At 61.5% G+C, this 20766-nt stretch carries 11 protein-coding genes and 1 pseudogene; 3 read left to right on the top strand and 9 right to left on the bottom strand.

Annotation, left to right across the window (positions count from 1 at the left end):
- Positions 1 to 211: 211 nt before the first annotated feature.
- Positions 212 to 787, top strand: coding sequence for a polyhydroxyalkanoate synthesis repressor PhaR (gene phaR, locus ACWPVA_RS18770; RefSeq protein WP_454289115.1), 576 nt, complete (start codon positions 212 to 214; stop codon positions 785 to 787).
- Between the two features lie 75 nt (positions 788 to 862).
- Here the strand turns inward: phaR and ACWPVA_RS18765 are convergent, their stop codons facing one another.
- The 4 genes from ACWPVA_RS18765 to mtgA all read right to left on the bottom strand — a co-directional run bounded on the left by ACWPVA_RS18765 (position 863) and on the right by mtgA (position 3147).
- Complete coding sequence (locus ACWPVA_RS18765; RefSeq protein WP_454289114.1) at positions 863 to 1270, bottom strand: hypothetical protein; 408 nt, start codon at positions 1268 to 1270, stop codon at positions 863 to 865.
- 140 nt (positions 1271 to 1410) lie between these two features.
- Positions 1411 to 1596: a 50S ribosomal protein L32 gene (rpmF, locus tag ACWPVA_RS18760; RefSeq protein ID WP_454289113.1), complete on the bottom strand. Its 186-nt coding sequence runs from the start codon at positions 1594 to 1596 to the stop codon at positions 1411 to 1413.
- A gap of 160 nt (positions 1597 to 1756) precedes the next feature.
- The gene (locus ACWPVA_RS18755) at positions 1757 to 2404 is read right to left on the bottom strand and encodes a glutathione S-transferase family protein (RefSeq protein ID WP_454289112.1); all 648 of its coding nucleotides are present in this window, start codon (positions 2402 to 2404) and stop codon (positions 1757 to 1759) included.
- A 77-nt stretch (positions 2405 to 2481) separates the two neighbouring features.
- Positions 2482 to 3147: a monofunctional biosynthetic peptidoglycan transglycosylase gene (gene mtgA, locus ACWPVA_RS18750; RefSeq protein ID WP_454289643.1), complete on the bottom strand. Its 666-nt coding sequence runs from the start codon at positions 3145 to 3147 to the stop codon at positions 2482 to 2484.
- A 222-nt stretch (positions 3148 to 3369) separates the two neighbouring features.
- Here mtgA and ACWPVA_RS18745 point away from each other — a divergent pair, with 222 nt between their 5' ends.
- The gene (locus ACWPVA_RS18745; protein WP_454289111.1) at positions 3370 to 4272 is read left to right on the top strand and encodes a polyprenyl synthetase family protein; all 903 of its coding nucleotides are present in this window, start codon (positions 3370 to 3372) and stop codon (positions 4270 to 4272) included.
- Positions 4273 to 4293: 21 nt separating this feature from the next.
- Here the strand turns inward: ACWPVA_RS18745 and ACWPVA_RS18740 are convergent.
- The 3 genes and pseudogenes from ACWPVA_RS18740 to ACWPVA_RS18730 form a co-directional block, all read right to left on the bottom strand.
- Positions 4294 to 12805 (bottom strand): annotated as a pseudogene (locus ACWPVA_RS18740) (GH36-type glycosyl hydrolase domain-containing protein).
- Positions 12806 to 13183: 378 nt separating this feature from the next.
- A complete protein-coding gene (locus ACWPVA_RS18735; protein ID WP_454289110.1) occupies positions 13184 to 14386 on the bottom strand; it encodes a pyridoxal phosphate-dependent aminotransferase in 1203 nt (400 codons plus the stop codon).
- Between the two features lie 11 nt (positions 14387 to 14397).
- The gene (locus ACWPVA_RS18730; RefSeq protein WP_454289109.1) at positions 14398 to 15051 is read right to left on the bottom strand and encodes a TetR family transcriptional regulator C-terminal domain-containing protein; all 654 of its coding nucleotides are present in this window, start codon (positions 15049 to 15051) and stop codon (positions 14398 to 14400) included.
- Positions 15052 to 15335: 284 nt separating this feature from the next.
- On the opposite strand from ACWPVA_RS18730, the gene ACWPVA_RS18725 reads away from it, so the two are divergent.
- Positions 15336 to 16499 carry a M20 aminoacylase family protein gene (locus tag ACWPVA_RS18725; protein WP_454289108.1) on the top strand — a complete coding sequence of 388 codons (1164 nt, stop codon included), beginning with the start codon at positions 15336 to 15338 and terminating at the stop codon, positions 16497 to 16499.
- 78 nt (positions 16500 to 16577) lie between these two features.
- Here the strand turns inward: ACWPVA_RS18725 and ACWPVA_RS18720 are convergent, their stop codons facing one another.
- Together ACWPVA_RS18720 and ACWPVA_RS18715 are read right to left on the bottom strand one after the other, a co-directional pair.
- The gene (locus ACWPVA_RS18720; protein ID WP_454289107.1) at positions 16578 to 19778 is read right to left on the bottom strand and encodes an efflux RND transporter permease subunit; all 3201 of its coding nucleotides are present in this window, start codon (positions 19776 to 19778) and stop codon (positions 16578 to 16580) included.
- Complete coding sequence (locus ACWPVA_RS18715; RefSeq protein ID WP_454289106.1) at positions 19775 to 20758, bottom strand: efflux RND transporter periplasmic adaptor subunit; 984 nt, start codon at positions 20756 to 20758, stop codon at positions 19775 to 19777. The genes ACWPVA_RS18720 and ACWPVA_RS18715 overlap by 4 nt, the downstream gene beginning before the upstream one ends.
- Positions 20759 to 20766: the final 8 nt, after the last annotated feature.

Genomic DNA, 20766 nt, shown 5'->3' with positions numbered 1-20766 from the left:
TTTATGTCGTTGCGAAAGAAACTGGCAAAGCTTTGGGCAGGAGTCAAACAGGAAGAACGTTACCGATTTCGTTCTTTGGTTGCATCGACTTGAGGTTCGTCAAATGCGAGTGCCGCATCGCACAAAGAGATTGTCACCATGCTCGATTTGCGCTTACACTTGATCTAGGAAGAGCAAAAATCCGCAAAAACAACGGGGTTAGGAGACGAACATGGCCAAAGCCAACGGCGAGATCGTCATAAAGAAATATGCCAATCGACGCCTCTACAATACGGGCACCAGCACCTATGTGACGCTGGAAGACCTGGCCAAGATGGTCAAGAAGGGGGAGGAGTTCACCGTCCAGGACGCAAAGTCCGGCGACGACATCACCCATTCGGTTCTGACCCAGATCATTTTCGAGCAGGAGTCGAAGACTGGCAACACGCTGCTGCCGATCTCCTTTCTGCGCCAGTTGATCAGCTACTACGGCGACCAGATGCAAATGGTCGTGCCGAGCTTTCTCGAGCACTCGATGAAAGCCTTCACCGAACAGCAGGTTCAAATGCGCGAGCAGATGACCAAGGCCTTTGGCGAGACGCCGCTGACCAAGAATTTGCAGGCACCCATCCAACTGATGGAAGAGCAGGTGAAACGCAATACAGAGATGTTCCACCAGGCCATGCAAATGTTCTCACCGTTCCTTGGCGCCGACTCACCGAAGGAGCCTAAGAAGGCCGAGGCAAAGGACATCGATGAACTCAAGGAACAGTTGCGCACGCTGCAGAGCAAGCTCGACAATCTTTGAGCCACGGTTGGCAAGACATGCTTGATACAGGAGAGGGCAGGAGGAAACTCCTGCCCTTCTCGTTGTCTGCAGGGTTCAAAGACCGATCGAAACGTCCCGACCCGCCGAGCGGATCGACACCGTAAAGCCGCCGACCACATCGATGAAGGCAATGGTCATCAGGATGAAAAATGTCTGGGTCGCGGCCCCCCGGACCAGCAGGAACTCGACCAGAAAGGCAATAAAAACCAACATGGAGAGCATGTGGTTGATAAGTGAGCCGGACCCGTTGATGGTCGCTTTCAGGATCTCGAAGAACAGGATGGCGAGCGAAAGCAGGATCAGCACATCACTCACGGAAAGTGCCCATACGGCACCCGACAGCATCGAGAAGGACAGCAATTGATGGTCGAGCACGTCGATCCCACCCGATCCGAAAACACCGAGCATCGCAAGATTGTAGAGCGCCAGCGGCAAGATCATCAGCGGAATGGCGGAAATCATGGCGGGTCCTCGATCAACGGAAGGTGACGCCCCTCAAATGTAGGGGGGGACGGACACTTGAGGATTTAATCGCCAGACCCATCAAAAAGTAAAGGCCGGCACAAGGCCGACCTTAAAAAAGTCATCCGAATATTCGGATGTTATACGCTTTCCTTAGGCGTCAGCACCTGACGGCCACGGTACATACCGGTCTTCAGATCGATATGGTGCGGGCGGCGCAGTTCGCCCGAGTTCTTGTCTTCGACGTAGGACGAAGCCTTCAGCGCGTCTGCAGAGCGGCGCATACCGCGCTTGGACGGGCTTGTTTTTCTTTTCGGTACAGCCATTTTACTTACTCCACATGACGGGCAAAAACAGGATCCAGCGGCCGGATGAGGCCGAACAGCACCTGTCTCGATCTCGGAATTTGGCGCGCTTATACATGCCCTGCAGGGCTTTGACCAGTCCCCGACTCAATTTTTTCGGGCGGACCGGCAGTGCAGGCCCTCAGGCCTCGTCTTCCTGTACGATCCAAGTCTCGGCAAGCGCTGCATCACGCCATGCGATCCAGGCCGGATGGTCTTCCATCGCTTGCATGTAGTCAAGCGTCTCGGCCTGCTTGACGAGATCATAGACCCTGAAGCGGTTGACCACGGGAGCGTACATCGCGTCGGCGGCGGAGAAGGCGCCGAACAGGAAAGGACCACCGGAACGCCGGCGCATGTCGCGCCAGATCGTTTCGATGCGGGCGACCTCTTCGTCGACACCTTCAGGCAGATCGATCTCCCGGACCTCGCGTCGCATGTTCATCGGGCAGGCGCCGCGCAGCGCCCGAAAACCCGAGAGCATTTCCATGGAGACCGATCGCGCCATGGCCCGGTCGCCGCTATCGGTCGGCCAGAGGCCGGCATCGGGAAAGAGTTCGGCGGCGTATTCGATTATCGAAAGCGATTCCCAAACCCTTAGACTGCCATGGTGCAGCACCGGGACGCGGCCCGTCGGCGAAATGTCCTTGAACTTCGGATTGCCGGCATCGAAATCAAACGGAATGAGCCGCTCCTCGAAGGGAATGCCGCATCCCGACAGTGCCATCCACGGACGGAACGACCAGGAGGAATAGTTCTTGTTGCCGATGTAGAGAATGAAGGGATCCATCGCCTTACTCCCAATTGGCGTCTTGTTGGCCTAGAATAGTGCGCGTTCCGCTCCCGCACCAACCAAAGTTTTAAATCTCAGCCATAAAGGCATCTGATGTAATCGCCGGAACGCTTGGCCCGTCGATCGACCACGGCGGCCAGACGCTTCATGCCATTGCTCGGCTTGCCCGCCACCCGCTCGATCGGATTGGGAAGGGAGACAGCAAGCAGTGCCGCCTGGTTCGGCGTCAGCTTTGCAGCCGATGTCTTGAAATGATAGCGGGCGGCGGCCTCAATTCCGTAAACGCCGGGACCCCACTCGGCGATGTTGAGGTAGATCTCCATCGTGCGCTTCTTCGGCCAGACGGCGTCGGCGAAGATAGCAAGCGGCAGCTCAAGGCCCTTGCGGATGATTGACCGGCTGTTCCACAAGAAAAGGTTCTTGACCGTCTGCATCGGGATAGTGCTGGCGCCGCGGGTTGCCTCCCCCGACAACGCATTGTCGACCACGCTCTTCATCTCACCCCAGTCGACGCCCATGTGCGAACAGAACTGGCCGTCTTCCGACATCATCACGGCGCGCACCAGATGCGGCGAGATACTCTCGAATTCCACCCATTGCCTGTCAAAGCCATGGAACGTGGCGAAATCGCCAAGCATCAGCGTCGATACGGGATGAATGAACTCGGCCCGATAAAGCAGGATCAACGCATAAGGCAGAAGCAGAAGTGCAAGCAAAATGCCAAGGATCCTGCGCGCCAGGCCGGCGGACCTGCGACGCGCTCGCGTGTCGCCCTCGTCTTTATCACCATTATCGCTGTTTTGCGCCAAGAAGTATCTGCCTGGTGTCTTCGAGTGATCGCTTGTCTTAACGAGCCTGATGGCCGATTGCCAGACCGCTTGCGAAAGAGAGCTGCTTTTCCCGGTCAGATTCCCGTTGCCAGCCCTGCGGGCCCATGCCAAATAGCCGCGACGGAGGCCCCGATGACCCCATTCGATGCAAAGCTAGACGCCACGGCCAAGCGGACTGAAATGCTGCTGGAGCAGTTCCTCTCAGTCGACATGCGTCCGCAGGAAGTCGCCCGCCCGGCCCGTCTGATAGAGGCCATGCGCTACGGCGCTCTGAACGGTGGCAAACGGCTTCGCCCTTTCCTGGTTGTCGAAAGCACGGCCATATTTGGCGGCGACGAAGCTGCAGCACTTCGCGTCGGGGCCGCCCTGGAATGCCTGCACAGCTATTCGCTGGTCCATGACGACCTGCCGGCGATGGACGACGACGAGCTGAGACGCGGCAAACCAACGGTCCACATCGCCTATGACGAGGCAACGGCCATCCTCGCAGGCGACGCTCTCCTGACCTATGCCTTCGACATCATCGCCGCCCCCGAAACCGAACTCGCCGATCGCGCCAAGACCGAGCTCGTGCTGGCCTTGGCACGTGCTGCAGGCGTCGGCGGCATGGCCGGCGGCCAGGCCCTCGACCTCGCCGCCGAAAAGCACACGCCGGACGAGCAGGGCATCGTCACACTGCAGGCAATGAAGACAGGCGCGCTGATCCGTTTTGCCTGCGAGGCCGGCGCCATCATCGCCGGCGCCTCGGATGACGACCGTGACCGCATGCGCCGCTACGGCGAGATCATCGGACGCGCTTTCCAACTGGCAGACGATCTGCTCGACCTCACCTCCGATGCCGCAACGCTTGGCAAGGCCGCCGGCAAGGATGCCGCCCGCGGCAAGGGAACACTGGTGGCGCTCAAGGGTCAGGCCTGGGCGGAGGCCGAACTCGCAAGGTTGGTCGAGGAAGCTCGGAAACTGATAGCCCTCTACGGCTTGCGCGCGACGACGCTGAACGAAGCCGCTCGTTTCATCGCCGACCGGAAGAACTGAGCGAACACTGACTCGGCGACCTCAAGTGGACGCAGCGAGCCGATATCCGGCATCCGGATCCGCGATCTTTTGGCCGTTGACTGTCACGCTGTAGCCAGCCGCGCCGGCAAGGCGTTTCACGGCGACTGCATAGCTTCTCCCGTCGATCGTCAGGTCCGCTTCGAAGCTGCTCCATTCCGGCGGCAAGGCGGGCTGGACGAGCAGTCGTTCCCCCTTGCGGGAAATGCCGAGCAGGCCTTCGATGGCGAAGCGGTAAAGCCAACCGGCCGAACCGGTATACCAAGTCCAGCCGCCGCGGCCGAGATAGGCTTCTCCGCCATAGACGTCGGCTGCAACCACATAGGGCTCGACGCGGTAGCGTTCCGCCGCATCGGCATCGAGCGCATGGTTGATCGGGTTGAGCATCTTGAAGCAGCGCCAGGCAGCCGCCTGCCGGCCGGCCTTTGCGAGCGCCATGCCGAGCCAGATGGCCGCATGGGTATACTGCCCGCCGTTCTCGCGCACGCCCGGCGGATAGGCCTTGATATAGCCCGGATCGAGTTTTGTCTTTTCAAACGGCGGCGTGAACAGCCGGATGATACCGGCGTCCTGGTCGACGAGCTGCGAGAGCGCGGCATCGAGCGCCTTGGCGGCATGCTCCGGCTTGCCCTCGCCCGACAACACGCTCCACGACTGGGCGATCGAATCGATGCGGCATTCTTCTGACTGGTTGGAGCCGAGCGGCGTTCCGTCGTCGAAATATCCACGGCGATAATATTCGCCGTCCCAACCGGCCGTCTCCAACGCTTGCCTTAGTGTGTCGAGATGCGCCGTCCAACGCGGGACGCGCGCTTCGTCCCCCCTTGCTTGAGCATGGACGAGGAACTTTCTCAGCGTCGCGGCAAGAAGCCAGCCGAGCCAGACGCTTTCGCCTTCGCCCTTTTCGCCGACGCGGTTCATCCCGTCGTTCCAATCGCCACCGAGAATGAGCGGCAGGCCATGGGCACCGGTGCGGGCGACTGCAAGGTCCAGTGCGCGTGCCGCGTGCTCATAGAGGCTTGCCTCCTCGCCCGACGTCGTAGGCTGGAAGAAGCTATCGTGCTGACGTTCGGGCAGTTGCGGTCCATCGAGGAACGCGAGGCTCTCGTCCAGGAAGCTGTTGTCGCCTGTCGTCGTCACGTACTGGTCGACCGCATGGGCCAGCCACACCACGTCGTCGGAAATGTGGGTGCGCACGCCCGCGCCGGTGTTGGGCAACCACCAATGCTGTACATCACCTTCGATGAACTGGCGCGAGGCGGCATTGAGGATCTGGTAGCGTGCCAGCGCGGGTTCAACGAGCAGGAAGGCGAGCGTGTCCTGCAACTGGTCGCGGAAGCCGAAGGCACCACTTGCTTGGTAGAAGCCGGCACGGGCGAAGATCCGGCAGGCAAGCGCCTGATAAGGCAGCCAGTTGTTGACCAGCATGTCGAACGACGGGTCACCGGTCCTAACTTTCAGGCGGCCGGTAAAGCCGCTCCAGAAGTCCTCATTGGCCCCGAGGATAGACTGGAAGCTCTCCTTGCGCAGCGCCCCGATCAGTTCACGGGCGGCGGACTGCGTATCGGTCTCGCCGAGCAGAAAGGTGATTTCCCGTTCTGCGCCTGCCGGAACCTCTATATCGAAGGCAAGGGCCGCACAGGGATCGCTCTCGGTTTCGGCAGAACCGGACAGTTGGGACTGACGGGCCAACGCCTGCGGCATGCGGATCGAGCCGTGACGGCCGATGAACTCTCGCCGGTTGGCCGTATAGCCGTCCGGCATGCCGGCGCCCGCCAGAAAGGCAGTGCGGCCAGGATAGTTGATATCGTAGGGATTGGTGGCGAAGAGAGCCCCTGTTTCCTCGTCAAACGAAGAGAGCACGAAGGGTGCACTCTTTTGCCCATTGTTGCCGAGCACCCATTCCGCATAGCCGTAGACACGGAAGCTGCGTGCATCCCTACCCTTGTTGCGCAGGACAAGGCGAGAGACCTTGGTCGGGCGGGTCCGGTCGACGGTCTGGGTCAATTCGAGTTCGAGACCGTCGTGGCAGCTCGAGAACACGGTGTAGCCAAGACCGTGGCGGGTTTCGAACTGAGCTTCATCGTCAAGGCTGAGCGCACTGAACGGCACAAAGGTCCTGCCGCTCTCGAGATCGGCGACGTAGAAGGCCTCGCCCGGCCGATTGACGACCGGGTCATTCGTCCACGGCGTCAATTGATGATCGCGCGAATTGCCGCTCCAGGTGAAGCCTGCGCCTTCAGCCGAGACATGGAAGCCGAACCGTTCGTTGGCTATAACATTGATCCACGGCTGCGGCGTCGACTGGCGGGCGCGGAGGCGGACGACATATTCCTTGCCATCTTCGGCAAACCCGCCGAAGCCGTTCCAGAAATCGAGGCCCTTGCCGTCGTCTGCCGCGGTGGTCGCATCCGACGCCGTCGGGATTGCCGGCAGCAGGCCCGGCCATTCCGTCTCCGACCCGTCCAGACTGCGCGGAGTGGCAAACAGCGAGACTGCACGGTTGATCTGGTCGACCACCTTGCCGTTTCGTGCATGCAGCACGACCCGCGCTGCGGCGATGAGGGCCTGCGAGGCGCTCTCCTCCATCAGGTCGCTGCGGACAACGAAGACGTGCGGCTTGCCATTGCTGCCGTCAGGCAGGCGATGTCTCAGGTTCTCGGCCATTTGGTCGAGTGCATGCTGCATGTCCTGCGCATAGGACGTAGCCCGTTCGTTGACGATCGCCAGATCGGCGACGATGCCGCGACGGCGCAGGTATTCGAGCGCGCTCATCGCTTCGCGGGCGATCTCGATGTCCATGTCGTCATTGATGCGCAAGGCAAAGATCGGATAGTCGCCCGAGATCGCCAGCGGCCACAAGGCAGACTGGGTAGTGAGACCCTTGCGTACGGTTTCGGGGTCGGCGCGCAGGTGGCTGTCTGGATAGACGAGATAGCGACCGAGATGCTGGAAGGCTGCGGCTTGTTGCGATGTGATACCGATGTGGCGCAATTCCACCTGCGCCCGCGTCCAGGCATGGATCAGCTCGTGGCTGAAGGAGTCCGGGTGGCGATAGCGCTCGATCGCCTCGTCGATCTTCTCCCGATTGGGCGCCGCGATCGTCCAGAAGATGACGCTGACCTTCTTGCCCGAGGGGACGCGAACGACACGGCGAAGACTCAGAATGGGATCGAGGGTGAAACCCTCGGTTCCTGACAGCGTGGCGCCTGGATCAAAGGCGGCAGCCTCGGAAAGGCAGCGACCGCGGCCGAGGAAGCGGCGGCGGTCGGTCTCAAACTCGGTGGGCCGGCCCGGACCGGTGCTGTCGACCACGAGATGCGCCACGCACATGTCGGCCTCGCCTGGGCTGCGCTTGTTGCGCTCGGCGCGGATGACGTCGCGGCGGCGGCCGAACTCGGTTCTGATGAACATGCGCGAGAACAGCGGATGGGCATTGTCGGCATCGTCTTGGGCGATGACCGGCTCGAGATAGGAAGTGACCTCAATGAAGCGATCTTCGATGCCCGTGTTGAGAATGGTCAGGCGCCGGCCTTCGGCATCATGTTCGGTGGCGACGATGCACTCGACCTGGGTCGAGATATCCCCGACTGTCTTGAAGAACTCGGCCTTGTCGTCGCCGAAGATCGCCTTGGACTTCTCCTCCTCGGCGCGGCGCGGCGAGGCCGTTGCCGACCACCACTGGCCGCTCGCAGTGTCGCGCAGGAAGATGAACGTGCCGGAGCGGTCCTCCGTCGGGTCGGCAACCCACCGGGAGACTGCCTGGCCGTTCCAGCGCGAATAGCCGGACCCCGTCGCCGTCAGCATGAGTGAGTAATGGCCGTTCGACAGGAAGGCGAGCGCTCTATCCTTGGTCGCCGGATCGGTCACGGTGCGGACCTCCGGACGCAGCAGGTCGGCCTGCCCCTTGCCCGGCGTCTGAGGCTCGTATTTTGCGCTCATCACCGGGATCTCGCGCGGTGCCTTCTCCTGCAACAGCAGTTCGGCAGCCTCGATCACGGGATCGGCGTGGAACAGATCACGCAAGCGGCCATTGAAGGCGACATTGGCGATGGCGGCGATCGACATGCCGTGGTGGTGCGCATAGTAGTTGTAGACGACGGCGCAGGACTTGCCTTCGGGCAGGCGGGTCGGGGTGAAGTCCACGGCGTCGTGGAAGCCATAGGCCCCGAGCGCACCGAGCTTGCGAAGACGCCTCAGGTTCTCCAGCGCCGCTTCCGGGTGATATTGGCTGGCAAGGATCGAGGCATAAGGCGCGATGACCGCATTCTGACCGAGGCCGCGCTTCAGGCCGAGCGTCGGCACGCCGAAGTTGGTGTACTGGTAGGTCAGTTCGTGGTCGCGCGCATTGAAGGCCGCTTCCGAAATCCCCCACGGGATACCCAGCCGCTTGCCATGGTTGATCTGCTCCTGGACAATCAGATTGTTGGTCTGGTTCAGGATCCCGCCCTGACGCTCCTGCATGACAAGCGGCGGCATCAGGTATTCAAACATAGAGCCCGACCAGGAGATCAGGGCCGCGCGTGCGCCGATTGGCACGACCTGGCGACCGAGACGATACCAGTGTTCGGTCGGCAGATCGCCCTTTGCGATGGCAAACAGGCTGGTAAGACGGCATTCGGACGCCAGGAGGTCATAGCAGGCTTCATCCAGTTCGCGACTTTCGACGCGATATCCGATCGACAGCAGACGTCGCTCGGGACGAAACAGGAAGGTGAAATCCATCGAAAAGGCAATGCCACGGGCCCGATCGCGCAGCACGGCAAGCCGCTGTCGCAGCGGGTCGATGTTCGACAGGTCGAAGGCCGTGTCGGCGATATGTGCCTCGCAGGCGGCGACCAGCGATTCCGTCCAACGGGTCACTTCGCCGCTCTGCTCGGATCGGACCTCGTGATGGAGGTTCGCCGCCAGCTTCTGGATGTCGCGCGCCAGAACGCCGAGATTGATGATCCGGATCGAGGCGAATTCATGCTCGCGCTTGACGGCGGTCAGCGCCCTATTGAAGCCGACGATGCGCTCCTCGAGACGGTGGCGCAGGGGCCGCACAGTCTTGCGATCGTCCGGCAGTTCCTTGAGGACTTCGAGCAGAATGCCGCCCACATCGCCGATACCGTCGAGATTGCCCTGCATATGGGCCGATGGTGCCTCTGCCCATTCGCGGCAGGCCGAGGATATCGCAATCAGATGGCCAGCGAGATTGCCGCTGTCGACGGCCGATATGTAGCGCGGTCCGAGCGTGTTCAGCGTGTCTGTGTAGTACCAGTTGTAGAGGTGCCCACGGTGCTTCTCCATGCGCTCAACTGTGGAGATCGTCTGCTCGAGCCGCTCGATCGTCTGCTCGAAGCTGATCCAGCCGAAATGTCGGGCTGAGATGACCGAAAGCAAGTAGACACCGATATTGGTCGGCGAGGTGCGGTGCGCGACGATTGGTTCCGGGTCTTCCTGGAAATTGTCCGGCGGTAGAAAATTATCGCCGGCGGTGACGAAAGTCTCGTAGAAACGCCATGTGCGCCGCGCGATCTTGCGCAGTTCGACGGTCGCTTCCTCCGGCACGAACAGGCTGTCCTCGGTTTCGGCCGACTGGCTCACATACCAGGCGACGATCGGCGAGAGCACCCACATTAGCGCAAAGGGCAGGCCGATCAGATAACCATAGCCACCGGGCGCGGCGGCAACGGCGAGCGCCAGAACGGCCAAGACCGGGGCGTGGATCATGCTGCGATAATAGCTGGAAATACTTCCCTGCGCGGATGACTGCACGCTGGCGGCCGTGCGCCATTCAAGCAGCAGCTTGCGGCTGACTAGCATGCGGTAGAGCGAGCGAACTATCGCGTCGCCCATCATGTAGGCCGCATCGGCGATAAAGACGATGCGCAGCGCCACCTGAGCGTTCGAGGACCGCAGTTCCGACCAAAGCGACTGGAAGTGGGCGGCGGGTACGATATCGCTCTGGCGCGGCACGATGCCGGAAAGGAGCGAAAGCGTCGGCGCGACGAACAGACAGAAGATCAAGAGCAACTGCCAGATGAAGGCGCCCACCGGATCCATGGCCAGCCAGCCGAGCACCGAAGCGAGGAACCAGGCCATCGGAGTTAGCGAACGACGTAGGTTGTCGACCATCTTCCAGCGGCCAAGCGCGGTGATGCCGCGTGCCGGATCGAAGATATACGGCAGGAGTTGCCAATCTCCGCGCGCCCAGCGATGCTGGCGGGAGATCTCGACCTCGTAGCGGGTGGGAAAGTCCTCGACCAGTTCGACATCGGTGACGAGGGCGCAACGTACCATCGATCCTTCGAGCAGGTCGTGGCTCAAGACCGTGTTCTCGTCAATACGGCCCTTCAGCGCAGTTTCGAAGGAGTCGACGTGATAGAGACCCTTGCCCGTGAAGCTGCCTTCGCCCGTAATGTCCTGATAAACGTCGGAGACGGTGAACACGTAAGGATCGAGTCCCCGGTTCATCGAGAAGATGCGCTGAAAGACGGAGGCATCCTTGCCAGTCGTCAACGATGGTGTCACGCGAGGCTGCAGCACGCCGTAGCCGCTGACGACGCGCCCGCTTTCCGGATCGTGAACCGGCCGGTTGATCGGATGATGGAGCTTGCCGACAAGTTTGGTGACCGCATCGCGCATGAGCCGCGTGTCAGCATCGAGCGTCATGACATAATGCACGCCCTCAGGCACCATGTTGGCACCGGGCAGGTAGGACGTGTCGCGGTCGCCGCGCAGAAGCAGGTTCAGCTCGTGCAGCTTGCCCCGCTTGCGCTCCCAGCCCATCCAGGCGCCTTCGGCCGGATTGTAAAGACGTTTGCGGTGCAGCAGGAAGAAGCGGGTCTTGCCGTCATGGGCATAGCGGGCGGACAGCGCTGCGATCTGGCCCTTGGCATATTCGAGGATTTCGAGGTCGGCTGGCGTTTCCTCGACCGGGCTGTCGCGCCAGTCGCTCAGAAGCGCAAAGTAGATCTCGCCGCGCGGATTGGTGAGATAATGGACTTCGAGATTACGCACCAACTCGTCGACATCGTCGCGCTTGGCGATCAGGCAGGGCACGGCCACCAGCGTACGCGCATCCTCCGGCAAGCCTTCCTTGAATTCGTAGCCGGTGAGCCGCGCAGGCTTGGCAAAGAACGTTACAAGCGTGTTGAACAACCCGGTCGAACCTTCAGAGGCAGGCAGCGAGAACAACAGCAGGAGGATGACGATGAGTGGTGTGGAGAGTCCGGCCAGCGAAAGGAAATAGCCGACGATGGCCATGGCAGCGAGCGTGAAACCAATCACCGGAACGGCGATCGACAGCCAGTTGAGGCGCTGGATGCCACGAGCCAGCCGGTGCAAGGGCGAGATGCGATAGCCGATCGCCCGCTCGAGGAGCGGCCGTTGCGCTCCGACGAGATAACCGCCGACATTGCACGAACCGACGCTGTCGTCAGACTGGGCAGCCGCTTCCGCGAGATCGATCGCCTTCTGGGCGATCTCGATCTCCGACATGGCGGAGCGGCGCGCCAGCTTTTCGATTGTGCTGCGATAGGCATTGCGCGAACCGAAATCGAGTGCACGAAAATCGGTGTGGCGCGCGAGGACCTTGTCGACAAGACAGACGTCCTCGACCCAGACCGACCACTCCTTGTCATCGATTTCGCGCAGGCTCTTGACGATATTGCCGGTCGTCACATTGCCCGATGACAGGCGGTTATGCTCCTGCGTCATCGCCTCCTCGGCGGTGCTGCCCGCCTTCTCGAGGCGCTCTTCGATCCAGGAGACGGCGAAGCTGGTGTTCTGCGAGCCGTTGCGCAGGCGATAGAGGAACTGTGTGGCGAAGGTATTGTCGTCGGCGAGCGGTTCGATCTGCTTTAGCAGTTCGGTCGAAGCTCGTCGCATCGTTGAGGCGAATGATCTCATCGGCAACTTCGTTTGCCTTGCGCCGCATGCGGCGCGACCGGTCTACCCGCGTCGAGATGCGGCGAAGGTTCTCGATCAGCACGAAACGGACAATCGACGGAAGCGCCCACAGCTCGCCGATCTCAAGCGCCTTGTGTTTCTGGAAGCCTTCGACCAGCGCGGTCATCGCCTCCATCGACACGGTCGAATGCGTATGCGCGACGTAGAGCCAGGCGAGTACCATCGTCCTGGGGATTTCGCGGTTGCCGATCTTCATCGTCGGAAGCTGACGATAAAACTTCTTGGGGAAGTCCCGGCGCACTTCCTGGATCGCTTCCTCGATGATGTAGTGATTGTCGAGCAGCCATTCCGCCGCCGGCGTGATGGTGGCGCCCGCCTCGACGTCCGTCGCGGTTGCCCGATAGACCCTAAGGATCTCCCGCTCGTTCTCGCGATGGCGCGCGAAGAAGTCAAATTCCATGAGACCCGGCAGATTCGTCGCACCATCCCTGGCGAGGTCTTCGGCGGCTTCGCGCAATTCATCGATGGTAAAATAGGAAGCACGGATCGCATCGTTGTGATCGATCTGCCTGGTCTCTAGGTCGCGCGATGGAACATTCGGCGTCATGGGCAAAGACATATTCTCGAGTTTTTCGTTAGAGGGTGCTCGTCAGGTTCGTCTTGACCCGTTGCCATCCCCCGGCGTGTCGCATTGCACCGATTTGGCCTTTCGTTCAATCATTTGAACCTGAAAAGCCCGTAATGGGACACGATGGCTGCAAGATAGATGGTTCAGGTAGAGATGGCCGTGGCTTCGCTGGGAAACTTGGTTTTTTTATGCCTTGTTTCAAAGCCGTAGCCAAGGCCTACGCAGGTCGCACGCCGCGGTGGCAGCTTTTCCAGCTGTGCGAGCAAACAGATGTCAGAGCGCCGGGGCTACGGAGGCGATTTTCGCATTGCCACGGAGCCCGATAGCTCCTTTTGAGAATGGTCGATCAGACGCCCGCGTCGCCGCTCCTCAACGCTTCGCCCGCAGAAGCACATCATTGTGCTCGATGAGTTGGACAGCGAGTTCGACCATGCGCTCCGTGGCGATGGCTAGTTGCTCGTCATCGACCGTGAGCGAAACGCGGATGAAATTGACCGCCTGCCTGCCAAACGAGGCCCCAGGCATGACCGCGACGTTCTTCTCGTCAAGAAGACGCTCTGCGAATTCCTGCCCCGCCAGGCCAGTAGCGGACACATCAACGACAATGAACATGCCGCCCTCCGGCATCATGGCCTTCAAGGCAGCGCTCCGATTGAGGCCTTCCGTCACCAACTTCGCGCGTCGCTCGTAATTGGCGCGCATCACCGCTGCGGTGTCGAAGGGCTTCGAGAGCGCCATTGCAGTCATGTCGGCAATGAATGGCTGGACGCCAAACAACATCGTCTCGGAGACCGGCAGCAAGCGGTCACAGAACTCCACCGGACCAATCGCCCAGCCGCTGCGGAAGCCGGGCGCAGCATGGGACTTCGAGATGGACGAAACGACGATGGTGCGCTCGGCAAGCGCCGGATCGTCGAAGGGCGAGGCAAAGGCCTTGCCGAAGATCAGTTCCTCGTAGACCTCGTCGCAGACGATCCAGAGATCATGTGCACGGCAGACCTCGCCGATCGCCGCGATCTCGTCCACCGTCAGGACGGCACCGGTCGGATTGTGCGGCGTGTTGAGAAGCAAGACCCGCGAGCGCGAAGTGACAGCGCAGGCAAGGTCCTCGGCCTGCAGATGGAAGCGCTTTTCCGGATGCAGCGGCACAGGCGCCATACGGGCGCCGCTTGCCGCGATCACCCCTTCGTAGGTCGCGTAGTAGGGATCACCCAGCAGCACCTCGTCGTCGCGGTCGAGTAGGCCGAGCATGACTGTAAAGAGCGCAGTCTGGGTACCGGGAAAGCAAAGGACATTCCGCGCCGTGACGTCGGACCGACGTCCCCGATACTTCTCGACAAGCGCATTCACCACCGAGGGCTCGCCGCGGCCGTTGGAATAGCGCGTGCGGCCGGCATACATGGCGCGGGCGCACTCATCGAGCAGCGCCGAATCCGGACGGACATCCGGCTCGCCAATCGTCAGCTCGATCACCGGCACGCCCGCGGCCGCCTTGCGCCGAGCTTCGATGTGAACCGCCCATTTGCCCGATCCAAGATCGGCGAGGCGTCCTGTAATGGAAGCATAGCGCATGGGTCGTCCGATCATGTTTTGCCGGTCTGGGCATCAGGGTTGGAAAGGCTTAGTCCGCCCAGTAGGGATTCGACCGACGTGAGCGCAATGCGCGGCAACGCCTCATCGTCGAACAGGTCGCCAGCGAGCGATCCCTCCAGCCACAGCCCGTCGATCAAGCCATTGATGGCAATCGCCAGATTGCGGCACTCTTCCGGCGCAATCGGCCTGTCGTTGTCGGCGAGGAAGGCCGAAAGCAACTCCTCCAGCGAGGCGAGCGAATTCAGGTAGTTTTCCCGGTGAATGCGAGCGAATTCGGGATCGACACGGACATGGCTGATGAACGAGGCCCACAGCGAAAGCGTGCGCGGATCCGTGATCGGCGGACTGACATTGGCAATGACAAAATCGTGCAGCCGACGTCGAGGATCGCTGCCTGCCGCTTCCGCGGCGTTGATCGCCGTCGTACCGATGGTAATCATGACTTCGCGGTAAGCAGCCTGCAGCATCTGCTCCTTGCCAGTGAAATAGTGACGGATCAGGCCTCCGGTAACGCCGGCGCGAGCGGCAATCTGGCGAACCGTTGCTCCCTGGAGCCCATATTCGGAAATACAGTCGAGCGTGGCGGTGATCAGGTCCTGCCGGCGTTCTGCCTCCCCTGCGCGATGGAAGGGCCGGCGGCTCATGGCGCAGATCCGAGCGGGGTATCTCTGCCCAGGCCCGGCAACCTCCCGAATTTTCGCAAGCCGAATTTCTGCATGCTCTGATCCCCCTGTGTAAGGTAGGCCGGTCGTCCGGTCGGCGCTGTCGACATCCTGTTTATACGGTTGAATAATTGAGGCACAAGTGCAAAACTCCGGCCTCAATCGCCCGTCGCGATCCAGTCCGGTGTCCGGGGGCAATCATAAGCCGGCGAGACAGCTGCCTGCTTCCCGACTCTTCAAACCGAATGCCAAACCCCTGGTGCCTCATGACAATTCAGTTTTCCAACTACATGGCCGAAGTCGTGGCGACCCGCCATCATCTCCACCAGTTTCCGGAAATCGGTCTGTCGGAATTCAACACATCGGACTATGTCGCCGGGCAGCTCGAGGCACTAGGTTACCAAGTGACCCGCGGCCTCGCGAAGACGGGCGTCGTCGCAACGCTCCGCAACGGCACGAGTACGAAGAGCATCGGCATTCGCGCCGATTTCGACGCGCTGCCGATCGTTGAGGAGACCGGGCTCGAATACCAGAGCAAGAATCCTGGCATGATGCATGCCTGTGGTCATGACGGCCATACCGCCATGCTGCTGGGCGCTGCCAAGATCATCGCCGAGCGAAAGAATTTCGACGGCGTCGTGCACCTGATCTTCCAGCCGGCCGAGGAGAATTTCGGCGGTGCCAAGATCATGATGGACGATGGGCTGTTCGAGAAATTCCCCTGCGACGCCGTTTTTGCACTTCACAACGACCCGACCATCCCGTTCGGCCAGTTCGCTCTGCGCGAAGGCCCGATCATGGCGGCGGTCGACGAGTGCAAGATCACCGTCAACGGCCGCGGTGGGCATGGCGCAGAGCCGCAGGACACCGCCGATCCGATCGTGTGCGGCGCGTCGATCATCATGGCGCTGCAGACGATCGTCTCGCGCAACATCCATCCGATCGACCCGACCGTGATCACAGTTGGCGCCTTCCATGCTGGAGGCGCAAGCAATGTGATCCCTGAACGCGCCGAAATGCTGCTGTCCGTCCGCTCCTTCGACCGGAAGGTGCGCGACCAGCTTGAAAGCCGCATCCGCGCGGTCGCGGAGGGCCAGGCGGCGAGCTTCGGCATGAGCGTCACGATCGATTACCAGCGTGGCTATAACGCGACGATCAACCACAAGGCCGAGACTGATTTCATCCGCACGCTGGCGACCCAGTTCGCCGGTGCTGAGAAGGTGGTCGAACTTGCGCGCCCGACCATGGGCAGCGAGGATTTCGCCTATATGCTGGAAGCGCGGCCCGGCTGCTATTTCTTCGTCGGCACGCAGCGGACCCCGAACGATCCGCCACTGCACCATCCGCGCTATGACTTCAACGACGACATCCTGCCGATCGGCACCAGCTTCTGGGTGGAGCTCGCCGAAAAGTGGCTGGCCACGAAATAAACGGCATCGACCTGTAAAATGCAGAAGGCCCGGAAACGCGTGTTCCCGGGCCTTCGCTATCTTCACCTATGCGTTCGCTCAGGTTCTGAGCACGCGGTAGATCGCCGGGATGACCAGCACGGTCAGCAGTGTCGACGAAGCAAGGCCGAATAGCAGCGAAATAGCCAGGCCCTGGAAGATCGGGTCGGTCAGGATCACCGCCGCACCGATCATCGCCGCAAGCGCGGTGAGCAGGATCGGCTTGAAGCGGATCGAACCGGCCTCGATCAGCACGTCGGTCAGATCGCGATCCGGCGTCTTGGCGTGGCGAATGAAGTCCACCAGCAGGATCGAGTTGCGCACGATGATGCCGGCGAGCGCGATGAAGCCGATCATCGAGGTCGCGGTGAAGGGAGCATCGAACAGCCAGTGGCCGCCGAGAATGCCGATGAAGGTCAGCGGGATCGGCGTCAGGATGACGAGCGGCACCTTGAACGAACCGAACTGAGCGACAACCAGGATATAGATCCCGAGCAGGGCGACCATGAAGGCGGCACCCATGTCACGGAAGGTCACCCAGGTCACTTCCCATTCGCCATCCCACAGAAGCACCGACTTGCTCTGATCCATCGGCTGCCCGTGCAAGGCGATTTCCGGCTTTTCAAGCCCGGTCCAGTCCTGTTTGTCGAGCGCCTCGTGAACGGCGAGCATGCCGTAAAGCGGTGCTTCGTAGTCGCCGGCGAGCTCGGCCGTAACCATTTCGGCATAGCGGCCATTGTGGCGGAAAATCGGGAACGAAGCCTGTTCTTCCCTGACGCGGATGACGTCACCGAGTTCGACCACCGAGCGGGAACCCGGCAGAAGGTTGGCGGGGATCGGCGTCGAGAGGAACGCCTCGTCGAAGACCTTGGCACCCTTCGGTCGGCTGATGACGATCGGGATCGGCGCACGGCTGTCGCCGCGGTGCGAATAGCCGAGCGTGGTCGAGGCATTGAGAATCGACAGTGTGTCGAACACGTCGCTTTCCGAGACACCAAAGAAGTCGAGGTCGTCACCGGAGATCGTGGCGCGAAGACGGCGGGCCGGCTGGCCATAGCTGTCGTCCACGTCGACGATGAAGGGGACCGACTTGAAGGCAGCCTTGACCTTTTCGGCTGTGGCCCTGCGCGTGCTGGCATCCGGGCCATAGATTTCGGCGAGAAGGGTGGCCATGACCGGCGGACCTGGCGGCGGTTCAACGACCTTCAGCGAGGTGCCTTCCGGTACTTTAACTTCGGCGAGCAGCCGCTGGCGGAGATCAAGCGCGATCTCGTGGCTCGAGCGGTCACGCTCGGACTTGGGCGCCAGGTTGATCTGCACGTCGCCCATCTCGGGTTTCGAGCGCAGATAGGCGTGACGCACCAGGCCGTTGAAATTAAACGGCGCTGCCGTTGCGGCATGGGTCTGGACGCTCAGAACCTCGGGCGTGTCGAGCGTCACCTTTGCAACGGCCTGCGCAACCGCATCGGTGGCCTCGACGGACGAGCCTTCAGGCAGGTCGATCGTCACCTGCAGTTCGGACTTGTTGTCGAAGGGCAGCAGCTTGACGGTGACATCCTTGGTGTAGAACAGCGCCAGCGAGCCGAGGGTGGCGACGCCGACCAGCAGCAGGAAGATCCAGCTGTTTCTCTTGCTCGCCAGGATCGGGCTCGCAACCCTTGCATACCCCGCACCGAGAATGCCACCGGTCGCATGGGCATCGTCGTGGTGGAGCTTGGCCTTGCCGGCGATCTTCAGCATCAGCCAGGGAGTCACGACAACGGCGACGAAGAAGGAGAAGATCATCGCGGCCGAGGCATTGGCCGGGATCGGGCTCATATAAGGGCCCATCATGCCGGAGACGAACATCATCGGCAGGAGGGCGGCGACGACGGTGAGCGTCGCGACGATGGTCGGGTTGCCGACTTCGGCAACCGCATCGATCGCCGCCTGACGGCGGTCCTTGCCGTCGTTGAAGCCCCAATGACGGGCGATATTCTCGATCACGACGATCGCGTCATCGACAAGAATGCCGATCGAAAAGATCAGCGCGAACAGCGAAACGCGGTTCAGCGTATAGCCCATCAGGTTGGCGGCAAACAGCGTCAGCAGGATGGTGACGGGAATGACGATCGCAACGACGAGGGCTTCGCGCCGGCCGATCGACACCCAGACAAGCGCGATGATCGAGAGTGTCGCCAGGCCAAGGTGGAAGAGAAGCTCATTCGCCTTCTCATTCGCCGTTTCGCCGTAGTTGCGCGTCACCTCCACATCCATGCTGTCCGGGATCAGGTTGCCCTTGAGCTCCTCGACACGGTGGAGGATTTCCTCGGAGACAAGGACGGCATTGGCGCCGGCGCGCTTGGCGAGCGCAAGCGTGACCGCAGGCACGCGTTTCAGCTCACCGTTTTCGCCGCGGGTAACCGTCGAGGCGCGGGCCTCCGCCATGTCAGTGACGAAGGAAACATCAGCGACGTCGCGCACATAGACCGGGCGGTTGTCGCGGGTCGTCAGCAGAAGATTGCCAATTTCGGTCGGCGTGGACAGCGTTTCACCGGCCACGAGCTCAATCTGCTGCCCGGCATTGCGCACCAGACCTGTCGAGAACGAGCGGTTCGCAGCCGTCACCTTGGCGGAGAGCTGCTGCAGCGTCACGCCGTAGAGAGCGAGCTTTTCCGGCGCGGGTGCGATGCGGATTGCGTCGCCTGTCTCGCCGACGAGATAGCTCAGGCCAACATCATCGATCTTCGCCATCTCGACGCGCAATTCGCGGGCGATACGGGTGAGAGCTGTAGCATCCACGCCTGCGCCTTTGTCGGCGGACGGGGTGAGCGTCAGGGAAACGATCGCCACGTCGTCGATCGTGCGGCCGACCACCAGCGGTTCGGGAATGCCGACCGGGATCGAACTCATGTTAGCGCGAATCTTGTCGTGGACACGCAGCACCGCCGAATCACCCGAAGTGCCGACTATGAAACGGGCAGTTACCATGACCTGATCGTCAGAGGTCTGGGAATAGACGTGCTCGACGTCGTTGATGCCCTTGATGATCGTTTCCAGCGGCTCGGTGACGAGCTTGACCGCGTCTTCGGCCTTCAGGCCGTCGGCACGGACGATGATGTCGACCATCGGCACAGAGATCTGCGGCTCCTCCTCGCGCGGCAGTGTCAGAAGCGCGACGAGGCCGAGCGCGAAGGCGGTGATGAGGAAGAGCGGGGTAAGCGGCGAGGTGATGAAGCCCTTTGTCAGGGCGCCCGCAATACCGAGACTGGGAACCTTCATGGCAGCAGGACCTCTTCGCCGGCGGCAAGGCCGGTCAGGATTTCGGTCATTTCCTTGCCGTCGAACAGTATCGGCTTGGCGGTGACGACGGCGCGCTCGGCGGCACGTTCACCGGATTTGACCGTGACATAATCGACACCAAAGCGATTCGTTAGAGCGCTGAGCGGCAACAGCAGCGCATCGCGCTCGCCGACGGGAACGCGGACCAGCAGGCGTTTGTTGACGAAGGTAGTCGGAAGGTTCTCGACCTCGACATCGGCGATTACGCGACCATTGTCGATTTCCGGATAGATTTTGGCAAGGCGTCCGGTGCTTTCATGGCCGTTGCCGCTGTCGATCTCGATGGAGGCATCCTGACGCAACAGATCGGCATGGCGCTCAGGGATCGCCAGACGGAGGAAGAAGCCGCCGCCGCCGATCGTCGCGACCGGTTCACCCGCCATGATGACGGCGTCCTGGGTGACCGGAACGGTCAACACCTTGCCGTCGGCGGGCGCCAGAACCGCGCCCTCCTTGCCCTGCTCTACAACAACCGAACGCTGGGCTTCGGCCGCGGCAATCTGGTTGCGCACCACATCGACCTGCGTACGAAGCGCATCCAGCCGCTGGGCGGTCGTGACGCCACGCTTGATCAGTTCCTCGCCACGCGTCAGTTCCGACTGTGCGTTCTCCAGGGACGCGCGCAGACCGAGCAATTGCGCTTCGATCGCGGCGATCTGGAAGTCGATCTTGTCGTCCTTGACCACGGCGATGACGTCGCCAGCCTTGACGGCGTCGCCTTCCGTTACCTTGAGGTCAATGACAGTGCCGCCGATCCGGGCCCGTGCCGCAACGCTGTCGCGCGCTTCGACACGGCCATAGACGGCTTTCCATTCAGGGACCTTCACCGCGTCGAGGCGAATTGCCTCAGCCGCGAAAGAGCCGGTCGACAGGAGCGACAGGCCGAAGATGGCGGAACGCGCGAGCGCCTTGGCTTTCATGGGAGTTT

The organism is Rhizobium arsenicireducens, from assembly GCF_964021225.1.
This window is presented reverse-complemented; position numbering and strand designations above follow the sequence as displayed.

Bases quoted from the DNA above. Each gene is read 5' to 3' on its own strand.
- phaR (WP_454289115.1), top strand. From the start codon at position 212: ATGGCCAAAGCCAACGGCGAGATCGTCATAAAGAAATATGCCAATCGA.
- ACWPVA_RS18765 (WP_454289114.1), bottom strand. From the start codon at position 1,270: ATGATTTCCGCCATTCCGCTGATGATCTTGCCGCTGGCGCTCTACAAT.
- rpmF (WP_454289113.1), bottom strand. From the start codon at position 1,596: ATGGCTGTACCGAAAAGAAAAACAAGCCCGTCCAAGCGCGGTATGCGC.
- ACWPVA_RS18755 (WP_454289112.1), bottom strand. From the start codon at position 2,404: ATGGATCCCTTCATTCTCTACATCGGCAACAAGAACTATTCCTCCTGG.
- ACWPVA_RS18745 (WP_454289111.1), top strand. From the start codon at position 3,370: ATGACCCCATTCGATGCAAAGCTAGACGCCACGGCCAAGCGGACTGAA.
- ACWPVA_RS18735 (WP_454289110.1), bottom strand. From the start codon at position 14,386: ATGCGCTATGCTTCCATTACAGGACGCCTCGCCGATCTTGGATCGGGC.
- ACWPVA_RS18730 (WP_454289109.1), bottom strand. From the start codon at position 15,051: ATGAGCCGCCGGCCCTTCCATCGCGCAGGGGAGGCAGAACGCCGGCAG.
- ACWPVA_RS18725 (WP_454289108.1), top strand. From the start codon at position 15,336: ATGACAATTCAGTTTTCCAACTACATGGCCGAAGTCGTGGCGACCCGC.
- ACWPVA_RS18720 (WP_454289107.1), bottom strand. From the start codon at position 19,778: ATGAAGGTTCCCAGTCTCGGTATTGCGGGCGCCCTGACAAAGGGCTTC.
- ACWPVA_RS18715 (WP_454289106.1), bottom strand. From the start codon at position 20,758: ATGAAAGCCAAGGCGCTCGCGCGTTCCGCCATCTTCGGCCTGTCGCTC.